This is a genomic window from uncultured Azonexus sp. (assembly GCF_937982035.1).
Taxonomy (GTDB): Bacteria; Pseudomonadota; Gammaproteobacteria; order Burkholderiales; family Rhodocyclaceae; genus Azonexus.
Window position 1 is genome coordinate 79,307 of sequence record NZ_CALJNI010000002.1, and the last position, 16,520, is coordinate 95,826.

Sequence of the window (16,520 nt, forward strand, 5' to 3'; positions counted from 1 at the left end):
ATAAGCGCAGAGTACATAATGACAACACAAGAATCGACCACATTCATCATTGTCGGCGTCACCAAGGAAGGAAAGAAATTCCGCCCCAGCGACTGGGCCGAACGCCTCTGTGGCGTGATGTCCGCTTTTGGCGCGGAACGCAAGATGAAGTACTCCCCCTATGTCGGCCCCGGCGATTTCAACGGCGACAAGGCGGTCTTCGTCGATGGCAGGCTGGGCGAAGTCGAACCGATGGCCTACCGTTTCATGCTCAATTTCGCCCAGGACAACGACCTGCAGATCATTGACGGCGTCTGCTCGCTGGAAGACAAGAAAAAGTAACTACCCGGCAATACGGACAAAAAAAAGGCGCCAGACGGCGCCAATTTTTATGGAGTGCTGTGCGTTCAGGCAGCAGCAACACCCAGCGCCTTGATCTGCGAAGACAGGCGGCTCTTGGTACGGGAAGCGGCGTTCTTATGAACGATCTTCTTGTCGGCGATGCGGTCGATCACTGCGACGGACTGCTGGAAAACCAGCTGTGCGGCGGCTTTGTCGCCGGCGACGATCGCCTTGCGCACACGCTTGATCGCGGTGCGCAGGGTCGAACGCAGGCTTGCGTTGTGGGCGCGCTGCTTGTCAGCTTGACGTGCGCGCTTGCGGGCTTGTGCGCTGTTGGCCATGAATAAATCCAGATGGGTGATGAAATAAGCCGAAGATTATAACGCACCATCAGCCAATTGCAACACAAAAATCATTGTTTTCAGGGGGAAGTGCAGCTTTGCGCAGCCATCACCACTTAGAAGTGGGAGTTCTTGCCCCTGTGCTATTGAGCGTCATATTGCCATCGGCTGCTTGAGCCCCGCTTGGCGTCGCTGTGATGGTGTACACATTTCCAACAACCGCACAACTGAGAGCGTACAACTGAGGATTTGCCGGCGCTGTACCTCCGCAAGTTCCACCACCAGCGGTGGTCGCATAACGACCACTTGCCGTATAAAACCGTTCAAGAACATGTGAATACTCAACCATCGCCCGCTGAGCATCCGTTCGCCTAGCCTTGGTAATATAGCTATTGTAAGCAGGCAAGGCAACAGACATCAGAATACCGATAATGGCTACCACCACCATCAACTCAACAAGGCTGAAACCTTGATTGGAAAAGCACTTATTTCTCATGTCGATTACCCGAATATTCTTCACACTGGACATAACCAGACCACAGTCTGCAACAAAACCACACCTCCCGCCATACCAACGCCCCGCCCCATAACGCTGTAAGGGCGACAATCAGAACGAGAGACACCCGATGCAGGGCTAGCCAACGCGCTAGGGGAAAGCTGCAGAATCTCATATTCAGCGCCCCCCTGCTGTCCTGAGGATAGCAGTGCTGTGATTTTATTTGCTCCCGACCAAGCACCAGCACTACCAAAATTCGTTTGAGTTGTGGATGCTGTCACTGCCCCACTGGAAGCAAACGAACACCCGCCAAGGCATATATCTGCATTTTCCATCAATCTTGTCTTACCTTGGGACAAGGCTTGCTCGGCTGCCTGAAACGCCATTGTGCGATCCATATAGGCACCAGCTGCTCGCTCCACTGAGGTGGTAGTCTTTACCGATCCCACGACAATCGCCGTCAAAATCACCAACACTATCATCGAGAAAACTAGTGCGAACCCTCTTTGCCGATTCATTTCCATAGTGGTTACCTCAGAAATTCCTCAGCAATGCCGTAGTCCGGAATGTACGGTAAAGCCTTTGATCGGTGGCTGAATTAGCAATTAAGGCTCCAGCGCAATTTGTCACAGCTGGCTTATTGCTCAAAGAAGCTTCGGTATTTTCCGAACGCAAAACCAGGCAGATCTGTAGCGCAACAACTTGGTCTACCGAAACACCGGACGGTAGACTCGCAACATATCTATCTGCCACACAGTCCCTAACACCACCGCCACAACTTACCTCCTGCAATGTAGGGTTCGGCCCTTCATCGATTCCATACAAAACTTGAAAATCGACAACTTCACTGCCCATACCCCCATTTGCCGCAAAAGGCCCAACCCAATCCACCGTATTGTTATTGTTTGTTGGCGCAGGACAAGTCGCAGCACTACCAGACGACCGGCACTGAAGACAAGCGCCATTCAAAGATATGACAATGGATTGATTCCCAGAGTTCGCTAAAGCCCCCGCACATCCAATCATACTGCTTCCATCAGCCTTGAACCCCACAGTGAAGGATGATGAAGAGGTTGCCGCAAAATGCGGATTACCCAAACCTCGCGCCTCCCCTGGATTATCCCGGTACCCAGCCTGAGCCGCCATCCGCTGCAGCATCTGGATGGCAAACCGCCCATCCTCGGTTAGCCTGTTCTGCATCTGCAACAATCGATTGGACTGACTCGAACTCAGGTAGAGGGTACCCCCAGCCCCAAGAGCCACTAAAGCTATCAGCATCGACACCATGAGTTCGATCAGAGTGAAGCCCGCCTGCCGGTTATCACCAAAAATCATTCGATCACCGCCACATAACTAAAATCAGGACTGGTGGAATTACGATTGTCAGCCCAGGTAATGGTCAATGAATAGCGAAACATTGCCGCACCAGGCGTGCCAGCGACGTTAGAAGCAGGCTCCGACAGAAGGGTGAAGCGCCCCTCTGGAAGCTGTGCACGCAACGCCGCATTCCATTCATTCATTTCAGCTTGCACTCTGTAAGTCTGCCGCCCAGAGGCTTGAGCAGAACAAGTAACACTAGTCTTGTCTGAACTCTGGGAGCAATTTGCAAAATTTGGCGGAAGAAGCGAATTGGCATGCAAACCTCCTCCCTCAACAACCATAAACGGCGATCGATTAGCCCGAATGCGGTCAGCAAGATCATGAGCAAGATCTGCGGCCACACTACGATACTGAGCACTTTGAGCCATCGATAAAGCTCGCGCCTGCAGAGCACCCAGCCCCAGCAAACCAGTACCGAGAACTGCAACAGCTACCATCACCTCCACCAAGGACATGCCATTCTGATACTGTCTCATGCTCCCTCCCATTAAGTACAAGTAACCGAAGCGTTCACACGCTTGGCCACTCTTCCAGAAAGAGCTACACCGATCTGTTGCTGCCGACGCCCCTGAGCACAAATGGTCATGGTGACCGCAGCGGTGCTACTCCCCAAAGTACCAGTAAAGCGAACCTCGGTTACGGCCGAATTTATCGTTATGCCCGCCGGAATAGAAAGTCTGCGGAAAACCGTCGTGCCATCCATCACTAGAATGCCGTTAGACCAGTCATTAGCACTAGCTGAACAAGCCGTTGCGGTATCTGGGGTCGTTGCTGGACATAGACGAAAATCTCTGCGTTCCTTAATTGCTTCCATGCGAGCCAAACCAAGCAACCCGAGAATCTGATCCGCTTGAGCCGACATACGGGCATCCCGATTAAGTTCAAGCATACTGGGCACGCCAACGAGAAGGATGATCGCAAGCACTGCGCTCGCGACCATGACTTCCACCAGAGAAAATCCTTGCATTCGCAACTGGCCGGAAAATTTCATTTTTTTTCCTTACTTAATTTCCCGCCAAAGCGTGGTTTCCGCTCTAACCCCGGACGAAGCGGGCAAACCAGTATCCTGAGTACAGCCTGCCTGACCTTGAACACAGTGGATGACCTGCCCTTTGCCACTTTGCTCAGGACGAGCGATCGGATTCCCTGTAACGGTACCATCCGCTCCATTCCCGGTATAAACAGCCATTGAGTTAGCTTCCTGCATAGCGATTGTTGAACCTGAATCACCCAGTCCCGTATCACTCGTTCCTGGCACCACAGTTCTCGCTGATTCAGAAACGTAACTTAATTCAGTGGGAATCCCATCCGTCGCATAACCACTAACAAAGGCCCGCCCACCAGAAAAAGCAAGTTTATCTTCCTCGGTTGAGGCGCCATCAAGTTTGATATCGATGAAACTATACTCACGACCTGTGCTACTGGCAGTAACAGAGCCCGTGAGAGGATTAAGCCCCATCACCCACCCCTTGCCACCAGGAACACATTTCTCGTCCGCTTCGGGAACCCCCGTTCCAAAAAGAAGTTTGTCAGTGAGCAGTAAGGGAGAGCTAACCAAACGCTCTGTGCTATCCGGAAAATCGAGATACCAACCCTTCGTCGTATTGGTATCAGATCTCAAATCCAGTGCCTCGGTTGAAATTTTTCGATACGTTCCTGAGCGCATTCCTTGCCCTGAAGCAGTGGCTGTCGCCACGATGGTGCGCTGTAGAAGCTGATTTTTTTGTATCGTTCCAGGTGTAACCGCCATATTGTCGAGAACTGCGTAAAAACTCTGAGTCCTCGTATCGTTACGATCCGAATCCACCAACAGTTTACCTGTACCAAACATCACCAAATTGCCGAGCGATGTTCCATCAGATTTTTTATTCACGCCGAGAACAGCAGGACGTAGCGTAATCGGTTGAGGATTATTGTCCGCATCTTTTGCCACAAAGATCGGAGATGGTGTGTGATTAAACCCAGCGGGAGTACTGGAGGTAAGATCAAATCGCCATAAATTCCCGTTTATATCCCCAGCGTAAACATAATCGAGCACACCATCCTGCCCAAAGTCAACGCCCGCTGGCGCTGACAACCCTTGACTTCCCGTCGGAAGAGTAATCTTTCGAATCAGCGCCCCAGTATCCGCGCGGACGATATACAAAGCTGAACTCTTAGCGTCATTTTTTTGCCCACCCGTTGCAGAATCATCAAAGTCATTGTCGTAACCGTTGGCAAAAATCACCGCTGGCACAGATGTAGTCCCACTCGCACGCACGTTGTAGATCAGAGGAGCACCAAAGGTGTAGCCTAATTCTTTGCCTTGGGTAATAACATCCGTCCACTCCCATTTGACCGCGGTGGTTTGTTTTGCCTGGGTTTCGCTCGTAACGTCAAGGGCAAAATACCCCTGCCCACCCTGTGCGAGCCCACCAACGAGCAAAGTCATCCAACCACCAGAGGTCTTGATATCGGCCTGGCGCAACTGACCATTCACGTGAAATGTGTGCTGTGCTGCCGCGGATTGTCCGTAATCCGCTTCTTTCAGCACCTTCAGACGTGGATAGACCGCAGAGGGGATATAGCCAACAAACTCAGTCATGTTGGCCACACTAAAACCGTGCAGCATGCCATCATTAGCACCGACGAATACCATATGCCGATTGGCATTTGAAGACTTGAAGGTGCCGTATGATGCATCGTTTGAATAACCAGACGGCGCAGAAACGGTGACAGGCTTTCCTCCGATGATGTCACCCAAGAGGCCATTTGGGCGACGCCGGAAACCAGTTATGGTTTCATCACCTCTCAAAAAATTGATGACGTTATTTCTTTCCGTATTGGTACTCCCCAGTGCATTTTTCTGTGCTGTGGAAAGAGAATCCCTGGCCGCGGTATTAAACAACAAAACAGTATTCGAACCAGCAGAAGTTAACGTGTTAGTCAATATAATACGCTGACTAGGCGCAGGAATCACCGCCTTTGGATTAGGCGAGCAGGGCGTCCCTAAAGACGATGAGCCACCCAGACTTGTCGGAAGATTAAAACAACGCAACTCCCCAAACCAACCTTTAGGGTTGAATACCGGCTGAAATACCTTGTTACCCGATGCAAGCACATCACCGCTGGTCGCCACCCCTCCAGCATTCGAAGTCATGTCGCCAATGCTGGCAATTGCGCTGTTCAGGGAAGTCGCCAATTGCTCCTCATTCGAAGCATTGTAGTATTTCCCCCCACCGACCAATGCCGCAGAGGGGAGCACTTCATTAGCCACGGCAAAACCAACTGTGTAAGTAATAATGTTTTGCAGTGAAAACATCGAATCATCAAAGCTCTTGCCATCTAGATCGGTACCACCCACACGAAAATCTGCACGATTCGAATACATTGCGACATCGCGTAAAGCGCTAGGCCGGTTACTGTTATCCCCAAAAACACGGGCACTCCCATTAGACTCAAAAGTCGATGGGCAAGTTACGTTATAACCATCATCGGCAGTTGCACTAGACGAAGTGCATACAGAAAATGAACGATTCACAGCCCCACCCGTACTATTACGAGCAGTGTAGGAAATAGAACTAATCGCAGGATTATTATCCCCACCGGCTCTCCCCGTCCCGGGAAGATTCTGATCATCAGTTGCATCACCGTCAGTAATAACAATTGCAAAATTCTTTTGACAGCGATACTGTATCGGACTGATGTATCGACTAGTAGAATTATTCCAGCCAGGATTGCTGGATCCATAACTCAACCCATAGAGAGACGGCCCGCCTCTATAGTACTGACTAATCTCAAGCAAGCCCTCGGCTAGTGGCGTGGCAGTCCGCCCTCGCAGCACATTGACAGCATCAATCAATGCCTGCCTTTCAGTGGCGATTGATGCGTCTCTAACGGGGCTACGCATGATCGCAGCCTGCCCCCGCTCAGAACCGCCAATGGTTGTAAGATTATCCCGGAAGGAAAAAACCCCGAACCGAAGGTGGCTATTGTTATTAATCAGGTTACGCGCCACCCTTTTTGCGATATTCATCTTTGTATTAGGCGACGACACTTCGCTATCGATCGCTGTTCGATAACCGTTGGTATTATTATCAACGCACGAATTCCAAGCAGTTGTATTCGAATTACAGAGATTCGTCTGCATCCAGTTATTATTTTGATCTTGGAGCATACTGCCCGACGTGTCGATATACAGGACGATATTGGGCGTAACCTGAGTAGACATCGCAGGCGGCAGTGCTGGATAAGGACTAGAGGCAACCGCAGACACTGAAATAGCGGGGAAAGCCATGAGCAAGGCTACCCGGAGAGTCTTGAGACGAAAATTTGCTTGCATCGCTATACTCCAAGAAGTCCTGAGAGTACTTTAGCTTCACAAGATGATAAATTCCCCGCTAAACCGACGAGCGGATTAATGAAACGCACCAACGGTACGTATTCACGTCAAGCAAGTTGCCTCGGCAACGCAAACGACACCCCCTCCTCAACCCCCGCCAGTTGCGCCACTTCGGCGCCAGAGAGTTGGCGGATACGGGCAACGACTTCCTGAACCAGCACCTCGGGCGCGGATGCACCGGCGGTAACGCCGACGCGTTGCTTGCCGGCCAGCCAGGATTCGTCGATTTCGGCAGCACCGTCAATCAGGTAGGACTCGATCCCTCGACCCGCGGCAACTTCCTTCAGGCGGCGTGAGTTGGAACTGTTGGGACTGCCGACGACCAGCACCAGATCACATTGCCCGGCCAGCACCTTGACCGCGTCCTGCCGGTTCTGGGTGGCATAGCAGATATCGTCCTTCTTCGGCCCCTGGATCAGGGGAAATCGCTGTTTCAGGGCATTGATGACGATCTGGGCATCGTCCATCGACAGCGTGGTCTGAGTCACGTAGGAAAGCTGTTCGGGCGATTCGACCGTCAGCTTTGCCACGTCGTCGACGGTTTCGACCAGGTACATGCCGGCTTCGCTCTGGCCCATCGTGCCTTCGACCTCGGGATGCCCCTTATGGCCGATCATGACGACTTCGCGCGTCTGGCCGCGCATCTTGCCGACCTCGACATGGACCTTGGTGACCAGCGGACAGGTGGCGTCGAACACTTTCAGGCCGCGCGCCTCGGCTTCGGCGCGAACCGCTTTCGAAACACCGTGGGCGCTGAAAATCACCGTGCTGCCGGCCGGCGCCTCGTCGAGTTCCTCGATGAACACAGCCCCCTTGGCGCGCAGGTCGTCACAGACGAACTTGTTGTGCACGACCTCGTGGCGGACGTAGATCGGCGCGCCGAATTTTTCCAGCGCACGCTCGACGATGGTGATGGCGCGTTCGACACCGGCGCAGAAGCCGCGGGGATTGGCAAGGATGACCTGCATTACATGATTCCGATGATTTTCACCTCGAAACGGATCGTCTTGCCCGCCATCGGGTGATTGAAGTCGAACAGGGCGCTGGTTTCATCGAGCTCGCGCAGGAAACCAGCGAAGGTCGCGCCGTTGGGCGCGGTGAATTCGACGACGGAATTCTCCTTGAGTTCCATGCCGGCAGGCAGACCGCTACGGGCGATGCGCTCGACCAGGCGTTCGTTATGCACGCCGAAGGCCTGTTCCGGTTCCAGTTCGAACACGTAATGCTCGCCGGCATTCAGGCCAAGCAGCACGCTTTCGAGGTTTTCGGCAAGCTGGCCGCTACCCATCTGCAGCGTCGCCGGGCTCATGTCGAAGGTCGACAGGAATTCCTCACCATCGAGGGCGGTGACGCGGTAATGCAGGGTCAGGTAGCTGTCGGGGCGGACGGTGGTGCTCATGCGTTTTCTTTCTGTTCTTTATGGGTCAGCGAGGCGATGATCAACAGCACCGCGCCAACACTGATCGCCGAATCGGCGACGTTGAACGCCGGCCAGTAGAAACCGGCGGCGTGCCACTGGATGAAATCGACGACGGCGCCGAAACGCACGCGGTCGATGACGTTGCCGAGCGCGCCGCCCATGACCAGGGTCAGCGCCAGCGCCATCAGCTTCTGTTCCGGGTGTTTCTTCAGTTCAAAGGCGATCCAGCCGGAAACGCCGAGCGCCAGGATGGTGAAGAACCAGCGCTGCCAGCCCGGCTGGTCGGCGAGGAAGCTGAATGCCGCGCCCGGGTTGAAGGTCAGCACCCAGTTCCAGAACGGCGCGACGTAGATCACCTCGCCCGGCGCGATGGTCCCGAGCACGACCCACTTGCTGATCTGGTCGAGGACGACGATCAGGCCGGCCAGCGCATACCAGTGCTGCGTCTTAGGCATGCGTGCGCGCCTCGCCGTCGCCGTGCAGGTTGCTGACGCAGCGCCCGCACAGGCCGGGATGCGCCGGATCGGCGCCGACATCCTCGCGCACGTGCCAGCAGCGCTCGCACTTGGCGTGGGCCAGCGGCGTGGCGGTGACGGATTCCTCGGCGGATTCGATCAGCGCAGTGGCCGAGCAGATGAAGATGAACTTCAGGTCGTCGCCGAGCGAAGACAGCGCGGCAAACTTGTCGCCGGCGCAGCGGATTTCGACGGCTGCCTGCAGCGCAGCACCGATCTCGCCGGCTTCGCGGCGGGCCTCCAGTGCCTTGGTCACGTCGTTGCGGACTTCGCGGACGATGGCCCACTTCCCCAGCAATTCGATTTCATTGGCCTGTTCCGGCAGTTGGTGCCACTGCTGGAACATCACCGAGTCGTCGGCGTTGCCGGTCAGCACCGCCCAGACTTCCTCGGCGGTGAAGGCGGTGATCGGTGCCAGCAGACGGACGAAGGCCTGGGTGATGTGCCACAGCGCCGACTGCGCCGAACGGCGGGCGACCGATTTCGGCGCCGTCGTGTACAGGCGGTCCTTGAGGATGTCGAGGTAGAAACCGCCGAGATCTTCCGAGCAGAAACCTTGCAGCGCCTGGACCACGCGGTGGAACTCGAAGCGCTCGTATTCGCCCTGGCAAGTCTCCTGCAACTGGCGGGTCAGCGCCAACGCGTAGCGGTCGATCTCCAGCCACTGGTCGGCCGGCAGCATGTCGGCCGCGGCGTCGAAGTCGGAGACGTTGGCCAGCAGGAAGCGCAGCGTGTTGCGGATGCGGCGATAGCCTTCGACGACGCGCTTGAGGATTTCGTCCGAAATGGTCAGCTCACCGGAATAATCGGTGGAAGCGACCCACAGGCGCAGGATGTCGGCGCCCATCTTGTCCGACACCTGCTGCGGGGCGATGACGTTGCCCTTGGATTTGGACATCTTGTGGCCCTTGCCGTCGACGACGAAGCCATGCGTCAGCAGTGCCTTGTACGGGGCACGGCCGTCGATCGCGGCACCGGTCAGCAGCGAGGAATGGAACCAGCCGCGGTGCTGGTCGGAGCCTTCCAGGTAAAGGTCGGCCGGCCAGCCCAGCTCGCCGTGCGAGCCCCGCATGACGCTCATGTGCGTGGTGCCGGAATCGAACCAGACGTCGAGGATATCGGTGGTCTTGACGTAGTCGGCGGCGTCAGCGCCGAGCAGTTCGGCGGCATCCAGTTGCGTCCACGCTTCGATGCCGCCCTGCTCCACACGCTTCGCCACGGCTTCCATCAGCTCGAGCGTGTTCGGATGCAGTTCGCCGGTCGCCTTGTGGGTGAAGAAGGGCAGCGGTACGCCCCAATTGCGCTGGCGCGAGATGCACCAGTCCGGGCGGTTGGCGATCATCGCGTGCAGGCGGTTCTTGCCCCAGGCGGGATAGAAGGCGGTGTCCTCGACGCCCTGCAGCGCGGCTTCGCGCAGCGTGTGGCCGGCCGGTTCGGTGGCGGCGACGCCCTGGCTATCGACATCCGGCGTATCCATGCGCACGAACCACTGGCTGGTGGCGCGGTAGATCAGCGGCGTCTTGTGGCGCCAGCAGTGCATGTAGCTGTGCTCGATGGTCGCGTGCTTGAGCAGCGCGCCGACTTCGGCCAGCTTGTCGACGATGACCGGGTTGGCCTTCCACACGTTCAGGCCGCCGAAAAACGGCAGGTCGGCGGCAAAGGTGCCGTCGCCCTGCACCGGCGTCAGGATCTGCTCGTTGTGCATGCCGTAGTTCTTGCACGACTGGAAGTCTTCCAGACCATAGGCCGGCGCCGAATGGACGATGCCGGTACCGGCGTCGAGCGTCACGTAGTCGCCGAGGAAGACCGGCGACAGGCGGTCGTAGAGCGGATGGCGGAAGGCGATGCGCTCGAGCGCCGCGCCCTTGCAGGCGGCGACGGTGGTGCCGGTCAGGCCGTAGCGGGCGAGGCAGGCTTCCTGCAGGTCGGCGGCGAGGATCAGGCAGCCCTTCTCGGTCTGCACCAGGTGATAGGTGATTTCCGGGTGGGCGTTGAGCGCCTGGTTGCCGGGGATGGTCCACGGCGTCGTCGTCCAGATCAGCGCGTAGGCCTCACCGGCCGGCAATTCCTTGAGGCCGAAGGCGGCCGCCAGCTTGTCGCGCTCGGCGGCGGCGAAGGCGACGTCGATGGCCGGCGACTTCTTGTCCTGGTATTCGACTTCCGCCTCGGCCAGCGCCGAACCGCAGTCGAAGCACCAGTTCACCGGCTTCAGGCCGCGATAGACGAAGCCGCGCTTGACCATCTGGGCGAGTGCCCGGATCTCGTCGGCCTCGGTCTTGAAGTTCATCGTCTTGTACGGGTTGTCCCATTCGCCGAGCACGCCCAGGCGGATGAAGTCCTTCTTCTGGCGTTCGATCTGCTCGCCGGCGTAGGCGCGCGCCAGTTTCTGCACCTGTTCGCGCGGGATGTTCTTGCCGTGCGTCTTCTCGATCTGGATCTCGATCGGCATGCCGTGGCAGTCCCAGCCGGGCACATAGGGCGCATCGAAGCCAGCCAGGGTCTTCGAACGGACGATGATGTCCTTCAGCACCTTGTTGACCGCGTGGCCGATGTGGATATCGCCGTTGGCATACGGCGGGCCGTCGTGCAGGATGAATTTCGGCCGGCCGGCGCAGATTTCGCGGATCTTCCGGTAGAGCTGCTTCTCCTGCCACTGGGCGACCCATTGCGGCTCGCGCTTGGGCAGGTCGCCGCGCATCGGGAACGGGGTGTCGGGAAGGTTCAGCGTATCTTTGTAATCAGCCATTTTGCTTGCTCACCGCTTGAAGAAAGCCCGCGCCGCCGCGGCATCGGCCGCGATCTGCGCCTTGAGGGCGTCGAAATTGGGAAAACGTTGCTCGTCGCGCAGCTTGTGCACGAAACGCACCGAAATGTGGGCGCCGTAGATGTCGCGGTCGAAGTCGAACAGATGCACTTCGAGCAAGGGCCGCGTGCCGCCGACGGTCGGCCGGATGCCGAGATTGGCGACACCGGGCAAGGCTTGGTCGCCGAGACCGGCAACCTCGACCGCGAAAACACCGGTCATCGGCAACGGGTTGTGCTTGATGCGCAGGTTGGCCGTGGCGAAACCGAGCTGACGGCCGAGCTTCTGGCCGTGCACGACCTGGCCGTCCATCATGTACGGGCGCCCGAGCAGTTTCGCCGCATGCGCCATGTCGCCGTCGGCCAGCGCCCGGCGCACGCCGGAACTGGAAACCCGCTCGCCATCGACGACGACGCTGCCCATCGCCTCGACGGTGAAGCCGTGACGCGCGCCGGCCGCCTGCAGCATGGCAAAATCGCCACCCCGCCCCTTGCCGAAGCGGAAATCGTCACCGATCACCAGATGCCTGACCTGCAGCCCGCGAACCAGCACCGCCTCAATGAACTGTTCGGCGCTCAGGGCGGCGAAAGCGCGATTGAAGGGGCAGATCATCGCCTGAGCAATGCCGCTGTCGGCCAGCAGTTCGAGTTTCTCGCGGAAGGTGCTGAGCCGGGCCGGGGCCGATTCGGGTGCGAAGAACTCACGCGGATGCGGCTCGAAGCTGAGCACCGTCGGCACCACCCCGCGCTGCCCGGCAACGTCGACCAGCCGGCCGATCAGCGCGGCATGACCGAGATGCACGCCATCGAAATTGCCGATAGCCAGTGCAACGGGGGCCGGAACAGGACGGGAATAACCGCGAAAAACGCGCATCGGATGCTGCTGCAAAAAACCGCGATTATACCGGGACACCCCGGTTTTCCGGGCAAATCCACGAAAAAACAGCCCCTTGGCAAGCAGGCTGTGGCTATAATCAAGCGATCGTTTTGTCTGCCATCAACCATGCTGGGACTGATCAACCATGTCGTAAGGATTTCTGCGCGGCGCGACCGCACCGAAATCAATTCCGCCATGGTCGATGCGCTGATGGATTTGTTTGCGCCCGAGCGCCTGACCATTTATCGCTGCTACACCGGCAAGCGCAAGACCATCGTCTTCGCCTGCGCCGGTTATGGCCCGCAAGGCCAGTTCCTGCGCAACGCCTACCTGCCCGATCATCACTTCTGCCAGCCGATCGATCGCGATCCGCTGCTCCGGCAATGCCGCAAGGAGTTGTCGGCGGTGCTCGACTACCAGGAAGACGGCTCGCACCGGGTGATCTTCCCGGTACTGCGCCTGGACGAGCCGATCTATTTCATCGATCTGGTCCTCTCGGACGAGTTCTCGGCCGACCGCCGCGTCACGCTGATGGGGCTGATCGAGTATTTCGGCAACCATATCGCCCTGCTCGACTACGGCGAAGCCGATACCCTCACCGGACTGGCCAGTCGCAAGACCTTCGACAAGCACCTGTTCGAACTGCTCGGCCAAGCGGCTTCCGACGAACTGCTCGGCAATGACCACCAATTCGCCCGTCGCGCGCTGGCGCCGGACAGCAACCACTGGCTGGCCGTCTGCGACATCGACCATTTCAAGCGCATCAACGACAACTTCGGCCACCTGATCGGCGATGAAGTGCTGATCATGCTGTCGCAGGTGATGCGCCAGAGCTTCCGTTTCGACGACCAGCTGTTCCGCTTCGGCGGCGAGGAATTCGTTGCGCTACTGCAGCCGACCGACCGCGCTTCGGCGCAGGCAACGCTGGACCGCTTCCGCAGCGACGTGGAAAAAACCGTTTTCAGCCGGGTCGGGCACGTCACCGTCAGCATCGGCTTCAGCCAGTTGCTCAGCTGCGACACGCCGACCGACGTCATCGAACGCGCCGACGAAGCGCTCTACTACGCCAAGCGCAACGGTCGCAACCAGGTGGCCTGCTACGAACAGCTGATTACCGACGGTCGGCTCGCCGCCCGCGAAATCGCCAAGGGCGAAGTCGAACTGTTCTGACGTTGCGTGTCGGCGATCAGCTGGCGCGGCCGCTGCCGGCCTTCGGCCCCGGGGGATGCTTGACGAAGTACTCGCGGATGCCACGCATCAGGGCGTCGGCCATCTGTTCCTGGTAAGCCTCGTCCTTCAGCCGTAGTTCCTCTTCCGGATTGGAAATGAACGCCGTCTCGATCAGCGCCGACGGAATATCCGGTGCCTTGAGCACGGCAAAGCCGGCCTGCTCGACATGCGCCTTGTGCAGGCGATTGATCGAACCCAGTTCGCCGAGCAGGTATTTGCCCAGTTTCAGACTGTCGTTGATCGTTGCCGTCTGCGACAGATCGAGCAGCGTGCGGGCCAGGAACACGTCCTTGGTCTTGGCCAGATTGACCCCGCCGATCAGGTCGGCGTTGTTTTCCTTCTGCGCCAGCAAGCGGGCCTGCGTACTCGTCGCCCCCTGCTCGGACAGCACATAAACCGACGACCCGCGGGCATCCGGCTTGATCCAGGCATCGGCGTGAATCGACAGGAACAGGTCGGCCTGAATGCGACGCGCCTTCTGCACACGGACATGCAGCGGGACGAAGAAATCGCCGTCGCGGGTCAGCACCGCGCGCATGTTCGGCTCGGCATCGATGCGCTTTTTCAGGCGCTGCGCAATCGCCAGCGTCACGTTCTTTTCATAGGTCCCGCGCTTGCCGACCGCACCGGGATCTTCGCCGCCATGACCGGGGTCGAGCATGATGGTGACCAGCCGGTTGACCGCCGGCTTGCCGGAGCGCCCCGCCGACTGCGGCTTCGCCGGCTCTGGCTGGCGACTGACCAACTCTTCGTCCAGGCGCAGCGGCTCGACCGCATCCTGCCTGCCCTGCAACAGCGCCATCAAGGGATCGGCCGGATTTTCCGGGTAAACATCGAGCACCAGACGGTGACCGTATTCGGCAACCGGCGCCAGTGAAAAGACCTGCGGCTTGACCTTGGTCTTCAGCTCCATGACCAGACGGACGACGCCGGGCTTGAAACGCCCCGCGCGTAGCAGCTTGATGTAGGGATCGTGCTCGGCGACCTTGCCGGCCAGGCTTTCGAGCACACTGTTGAATTCCACGCCTTCGATATCGACAACCAGGCGATCCGGATTTTCAATGGCGAAATGGGTGAACTTGAGCGGTGCGTCGTGTTCCAGCGTGACCCGCGTGTAATCCTCGGCCGGCCAGATACGCACGGCGATGATGCTGGGACGGTTGGCGGCAATCCCCGCCAGCGGCGTAACCGAGAGAACTAGGGCTGATCCGGCGTAGCGCAGGAGTTGCCGGCGGCGCGGATCGAGGCGAGTGTCCTTATGCATGACGCCCCCCTTTCGGACGAAGCTGCGAGTTCTGCGACACGCACGGACCCGGCGTGCCGCAAGTGTATGCGCAGGTCCGGCGATGGCACGCAGCCCGCTGCCTTGTCAGGCCATTCGACCAGACAGACGGAAGCTTCGTTGAAGTATTCGCCAAACCCCGCATCGAGGAACTCCTCTGGTGACTCGAAGCGATAAAAATCAAAGTGATACAAGTATAAACTCGAAACTACGTAAACTTCAACCAAAGCGTAGGTCGGACTCTTCACCGGACCGGTGTGTCCGAGGGCGCGGATCATGGCGCGCGCCAGCGTGGTTTTGCCAGCACCGAGGTCGCCTTCGAGGAAGATCACCAGGCCGGGCACCAGCGTCTGCGCGAGATTTTTGCCGAGTTCCTGCGTTGCCGCTTCGTCGGGCAAATCGAAAAGGGCGGTAACATCCGTGCCATGCATGATCAGGACTCCAAACTGGACCACGCCGCCATCAAGGCGCGCATCCGCGAACTCGGCCGGGAACTGGGTTTTGCCGACATCGGCGTGGCCCGCGCCGAACCGGGCGCGGCCGTCGACCGGCTGCGTGCATGGCTGGCCGCCGGCATGCACGGGGAGATGGATTATATGGCGCGCCACCTCGAACTGCGCGCCCAGCCACAGCAACTGCAGGCCGGCACGATCACGGTGATTTCCGCCGCCATCGACTACCTGCCGCACGATCGGACGGCCGACGCCCCCGGCCAGGCGGCCATTTCCCGCTACGCCCAGGGACGCGATTACCACAAGGTGGTGCGCAGCCGGCTGCAGAAACTGGCCGACGCCATCGCCGAACTGGCCGGCCCCTTCGGCTACCGGGTGTTCTCCGACTCGGCACCGGTGATGGAGGTCGAATACGCCAGCCAGGCCGGCCTCGGCTGGCGCGGCAAGCACACGCTACTCTTGTCGAAACAGGGTTCGTGGCGCTTTCTCGGCGAAATCTACTGCGACCTGCCGCTACCGCCCGATGCGCCGGTCGACGAGCACTGCGGCACCTGTCGTGCCTGCCTCGACGCCTGCCCGACCGGCGCCATCGTCCAGCCCTACGTCGTCGATGCCCGGCGCTGCATTTCCTACCTGACCATCGAACTGGCCGGCGCCATTCCGCTGGAACTCCGGCCGCTGATCGGCAACCGCATCTACGGCTGCGACGACTGCCAGACCTGCTGCCCGTGGAACCGCTTCGCCCGGCTCGGCGACCCGGAATTCGCCCCACGCCACGGCCTCGACTCGGCCACGCTGATCGAGCTGTTTGCCTGGAACGAACAGCAATTCGACACGCGACTGGCCGGCAACCCGATCCGCCGCATCGGTCACCCGCGCTGGCTGCGCAACATTGCCGTGGCGCTGGGCAACGGTCCGGCTACGGCGGCCGCGATCCAGGCGCTGGAAACCCGGGCCGACCATCCGTCGGCACTGGTTCGCGAACATGTTGCCTGGGCACTGGCGCAGATCGCCGGGTAAAAG

Annotated in this window: 17 protein-coding genes; 3 read left to right on the top strand and 14 right to left on the bottom strand. The window is 58.6% G+C overall.

Translation table 11 applies throughout. The features are described from left to right. The first annotated feature begins 18 nt into the window (after positions 1–18). The gene (locus tag Q0799_RS02115; RefSeq protein WP_028994692.1) at positions 19–321 is read left to right on the top strand and encodes a DUF3579 domain-containing protein; all 303 of its coding nucleotides are present in this window, start codon (positions 19–21) and stop codon (positions 319–321) included. Positions 322–386: 65 nt separating this feature from the next. Here the strand turns inward: Q0799_RS02115 and rpsT are convergent, their stop codons facing one another. The 12 genes from rpsT to Q0799_RS02170 form a co-directional block, all read right to left on the bottom strand. After that, a complete protein-coding gene (gene rpsT / locus Q0799_RS02120) occupies positions 387–662 on the bottom strand; it encodes a 30S ribosomal protein S20 (protein ID WP_028994691.1) in 276 nt (91 codons plus the stop codon). Between the two features lie 109 nt (positions 663–771). Further along, positions 772–1,158, bottom strand: coding sequence for a type IV pilin protein (locus tag Q0799_RS02125; protein ID WP_298393690.1), 387 nt, complete (start codon positions 1,156–1,158; stop codon positions 772–774). A gap of 20 nt (positions 1,159–1,178) precedes the next feature. Then, entirely contained in the window at positions 1,179–1,682 is a 504-nt protein-coding gene (locus tag Q0799_RS15165; RefSeq protein WP_366940761.1) for a PilX N-terminal domain-containing pilus assembly protein, read from the bottom strand. Between the two features lie 10 nt (positions 1,683–1,692). Continuing rightward, entirely contained in the window at positions 1,693–2,493 is an 801-nt protein-coding gene (locus Q0799_RS02130; RefSeq protein ID WP_298393692.1) for a PilW family protein, read from the bottom strand. Then, positions 2,490–3,014 carry a type IV pilus modification protein PilV gene (pilV, locus tag Q0799_RS02135; RefSeq protein ID WP_298393694.1) on the bottom strand — a complete coding sequence of 175 codons (525 nt, stop codon included), beginning with the start codon at positions 3,012–3,014 and terminating at the stop codon, positions 2,490–2,492. Before pilV ends, Q0799_RS02130 begins: the two co-directional genes overlap by 4 nt. Before the next feature lie 11 nt (positions 3,015–3,025). Continuing rightward, the gene (locus Q0799_RS02140; protein ID WP_298393696.1) at positions 3,026–3,529 is read right to left on the bottom strand and encodes a GspH/FimT family pseudopilin; all 504 of its coding nucleotides are present in this window, start codon (positions 3,527–3,529) and stop codon (positions 3,026–3,028) included. A 9-nt stretch (positions 3,530–3,538) separates the two neighbouring features. Next, positions 3,539–6,859: a PilC/PilY family type IV pilus protein gene (locus tag Q0799_RS02145; protein ID WP_298393698.1), complete on the bottom strand. Its 3,321-nt coding sequence runs from the start codon at positions 6,857–6,859 to the stop codon at positions 3,539–3,541. 107 nt (positions 6,860–6,966) lie between these two features. Then, complete coding sequence (ispH, locus tag Q0799_RS02150) at positions 6,967–7,887, bottom strand: 4-hydroxy-3-methylbut-2-enyl diphosphate reductase (RefSeq protein WP_298393700.1); 921 nt, start codon at positions 7,885–7,887, stop codon at positions 6,967–6,969. Beyond that, a complete protein-coding gene (locus tag Q0799_RS02155) occupies positions 7,887–8,318 on the bottom strand; it encodes an FKBP-type peptidyl-prolyl cis-trans isomerase (protein WP_028994685.1) in 432 nt (143 codons plus the stop codon). The genes ispH and Q0799_RS02155 overlap by 1 nt, the downstream gene beginning before the upstream one ends. After that, on the bottom strand, positions 8,315–8,794 hold the full coding sequence (lspA, locus tag Q0799_RS02160; RefSeq protein WP_298393703.1) for a signal peptidase II: 480 nt from the start codon (positions 8,792–8,794) through the stop codon (positions 8,315–8,317). The genes Q0799_RS02155 and lspA overlap by 4 nt, the downstream gene beginning before the upstream one ends. Continuing rightward, on the bottom strand, positions 8,787–11,600 hold the full coding sequence (gene ileS / locus Q0799_RS02165) for an isoleucine--tRNA ligase (RefSeq protein WP_298393705.1): 2,814 nt from the start codon (positions 11,598–11,600) through the stop codon (positions 8,787–8,789). Before ileS ends, lspA begins: the two co-directional genes overlap by 8 nt. Before the next feature lie 9 nt (positions 11,601–11,609). Then, the gene (locus Q0799_RS02170; RefSeq protein WP_298393707.1) at positions 11,610–12,530 is read right to left on the bottom strand and encodes a bifunctional riboflavin kinase/FAD synthetase; all 921 of its coding nucleotides are present in this window, start codon (positions 12,528–12,530) and stop codon (positions 11,610–11,612) included. A gap of 129 nt (positions 12,531–12,659) precedes the next feature. On the opposite strand from Q0799_RS02170, the gene Q0799_RS02175 reads away from it, so the two are divergent. Then, on the top strand, positions 12,660–13,703 hold the full coding sequence (locus tag Q0799_RS02175) for a GGDEF domain-containing protein (RefSeq protein WP_298393709.1): 1,044 nt from the start codon (positions 12,660–12,662) through the stop codon (positions 13,701–13,703). Between the two features lie 16 nt (positions 13,704–13,719). On the opposite strand, the gene Q0799_RS02180 is transcribed toward Q0799_RS02175, so the two are convergent. Both Q0799_RS02180 and tsaE read right to left on the bottom strand, forming a co-directional pair. Beyond that, a complete protein-coding gene (locus Q0799_RS02180) occupies positions 13,720–15,027 on the bottom strand; it encodes an N-acetylmuramoyl-L-alanine amidase (protein WP_298393711.1) in 1,308 nt (435 codons plus the stop codon). After that, positions 14,961–15,476 carry a tRNA (adenosine(37)-N6)-threonylcarbamoyltransferase complex ATPase subunit type 1 TsaE gene (tsaE, locus tag Q0799_RS02185; protein ID WP_298393713.1) on the bottom strand — a complete coding sequence of 172 codons (516 nt, stop codon included), beginning with the start codon at positions 15,474–15,476 and terminating at the stop codon, positions 14,961–14,963. Before tsaE ends, Q0799_RS02180 begins: the two co-directional genes overlap by 67 nt. Here tsaE and queG point away from each other — a divergent pair. Further along, on the top strand, positions 15,471–16,517 hold the full coding sequence (gene queG / locus Q0799_RS02190) for a tRNA epoxyqueuosine(34) reductase QueG (protein WP_298393714.1): 1,047 nt from the start codon (positions 15,471–15,473) through the stop codon (positions 16,515–16,517). The two genes, tsaE and queG, sit on opposite strands and share 6 nt — an antisense overlap. Positions 16,518–16,520 lie beyond the last annotated feature (3 nt).

Excerpts from the sequence above, each read along its gene's own strand:
- Q0799_RS02130 (WP_298393692.1), bottom strand. The coding sequence starts at position 2,493 with ATGATTTTTGGTGATAACCGGCAGGCGGGCTTCACTCTGATCGAACTC.
- pilV (WP_298393694.1), bottom strand. The coding sequence starts at position 3,014 with ATGAGACAGTATCAGAATGGCATGTCCTTGGTGGAGGTGATGGTAGCT.
- lspA (WP_298393703.1), bottom strand. The coding sequence starts at position 8,794 with ATGCCTAAGACGCAGCACTGGTATGCGCTGGCCGGCCTGATCGTCGTC.
- Q0799_RS02155 (WP_028994685.1), bottom strand. The coding sequence starts at position 8,318 with ATGAGCACCACCGTCCGCCCCGACAGCTACCTGACCCTGCATTACCGC.
- ispH (WP_298393700.1), bottom strand. The coding sequence starts at position 7,887 with ATGCAGGTCATCCTTGCCAATCCCCGCGGCTTCTGCGCCGGTGTCGAA.
- Q0799_RS02125 (WP_298393690.1), bottom strand. The coding sequence starts at position 1,158 with ATGAGAAATAAGTGCTTTTCCAATCAAGGTTTCAGCCTTGTTGAGTTG.
- Q0799_RS02115 (WP_028994692.1), top strand. The coding sequence starts at position 19 with ATGACAACACAAGAATCGACCACATTCATCATTGTCGGCGTCACCAAG.
- Q0799_RS02140 (WP_298393696.1), bottom strand. The coding sequence starts at position 3,529 with ATGAAATTTTCCGGCCAGTTGCGAATGCAAGGATTTTCTCTGGTGGAA.
- Q0799_RS02175 (WP_298393709.1), top strand. The coding sequence starts at position 12,660 with ATGCTGGGACTGATCAACCATGTCGTAAGGATTTCTGCGCGGCGCGAC.
- queG (WP_298393714.1), top strand. The coding sequence starts at position 15,471 with ATGCATGATCAGGACTCCAAACTGGACCACGCCGCCATCAAGGCGCGC.
- rpsT (WP_028994691.1), bottom strand. The coding sequence starts at position 662 with ATGGCCAACAGCGCACAAGCCCGCAAGCGCGCACGTCAAGCTGACAAG.
- Q0799_RS02170 (WP_298393707.1), bottom strand. The coding sequence starts at position 12,530 with ATGCGCGTTTTTCGCGGTTATTCCCGTCCTGTTCCGGCCCCCGTTGCA.
- Q0799_RS02145 (WP_298393698.1), bottom strand. The coding sequence starts at position 6,859 with ATGCAAGCAAATTTTCGTCTCAAGACTCTCCGGGTAGCCTTGCTCATG.
- ileS (WP_298393705.1), bottom strand. The coding sequence starts at position 11,600 with ATGGCTGATTACAAAGATACGCTGAACCTTCCCGACACCCCGTTCCCG.
- Q0799_RS02180 (WP_298393711.1), bottom strand. The coding sequence starts at position 15,027 with ATGCATAAGGACACTCGCCTCGATCCGCGCCGCCGGCAACTCCTGCGC.
- tsaE (WP_298393713.1), bottom strand. The coding sequence starts at position 15,476 with ATGCATGGCACGGATGTTACCGCCCTTTTCGATTTGCCCGACGAAGCG.
- Q0799_RS15165 (WP_366940761.1), bottom strand. The coding sequence starts at position 1,682 with ATGGAAATGAATCGGCAAAGAGGGTTCGCACTAGTTTTCTCGATGATA.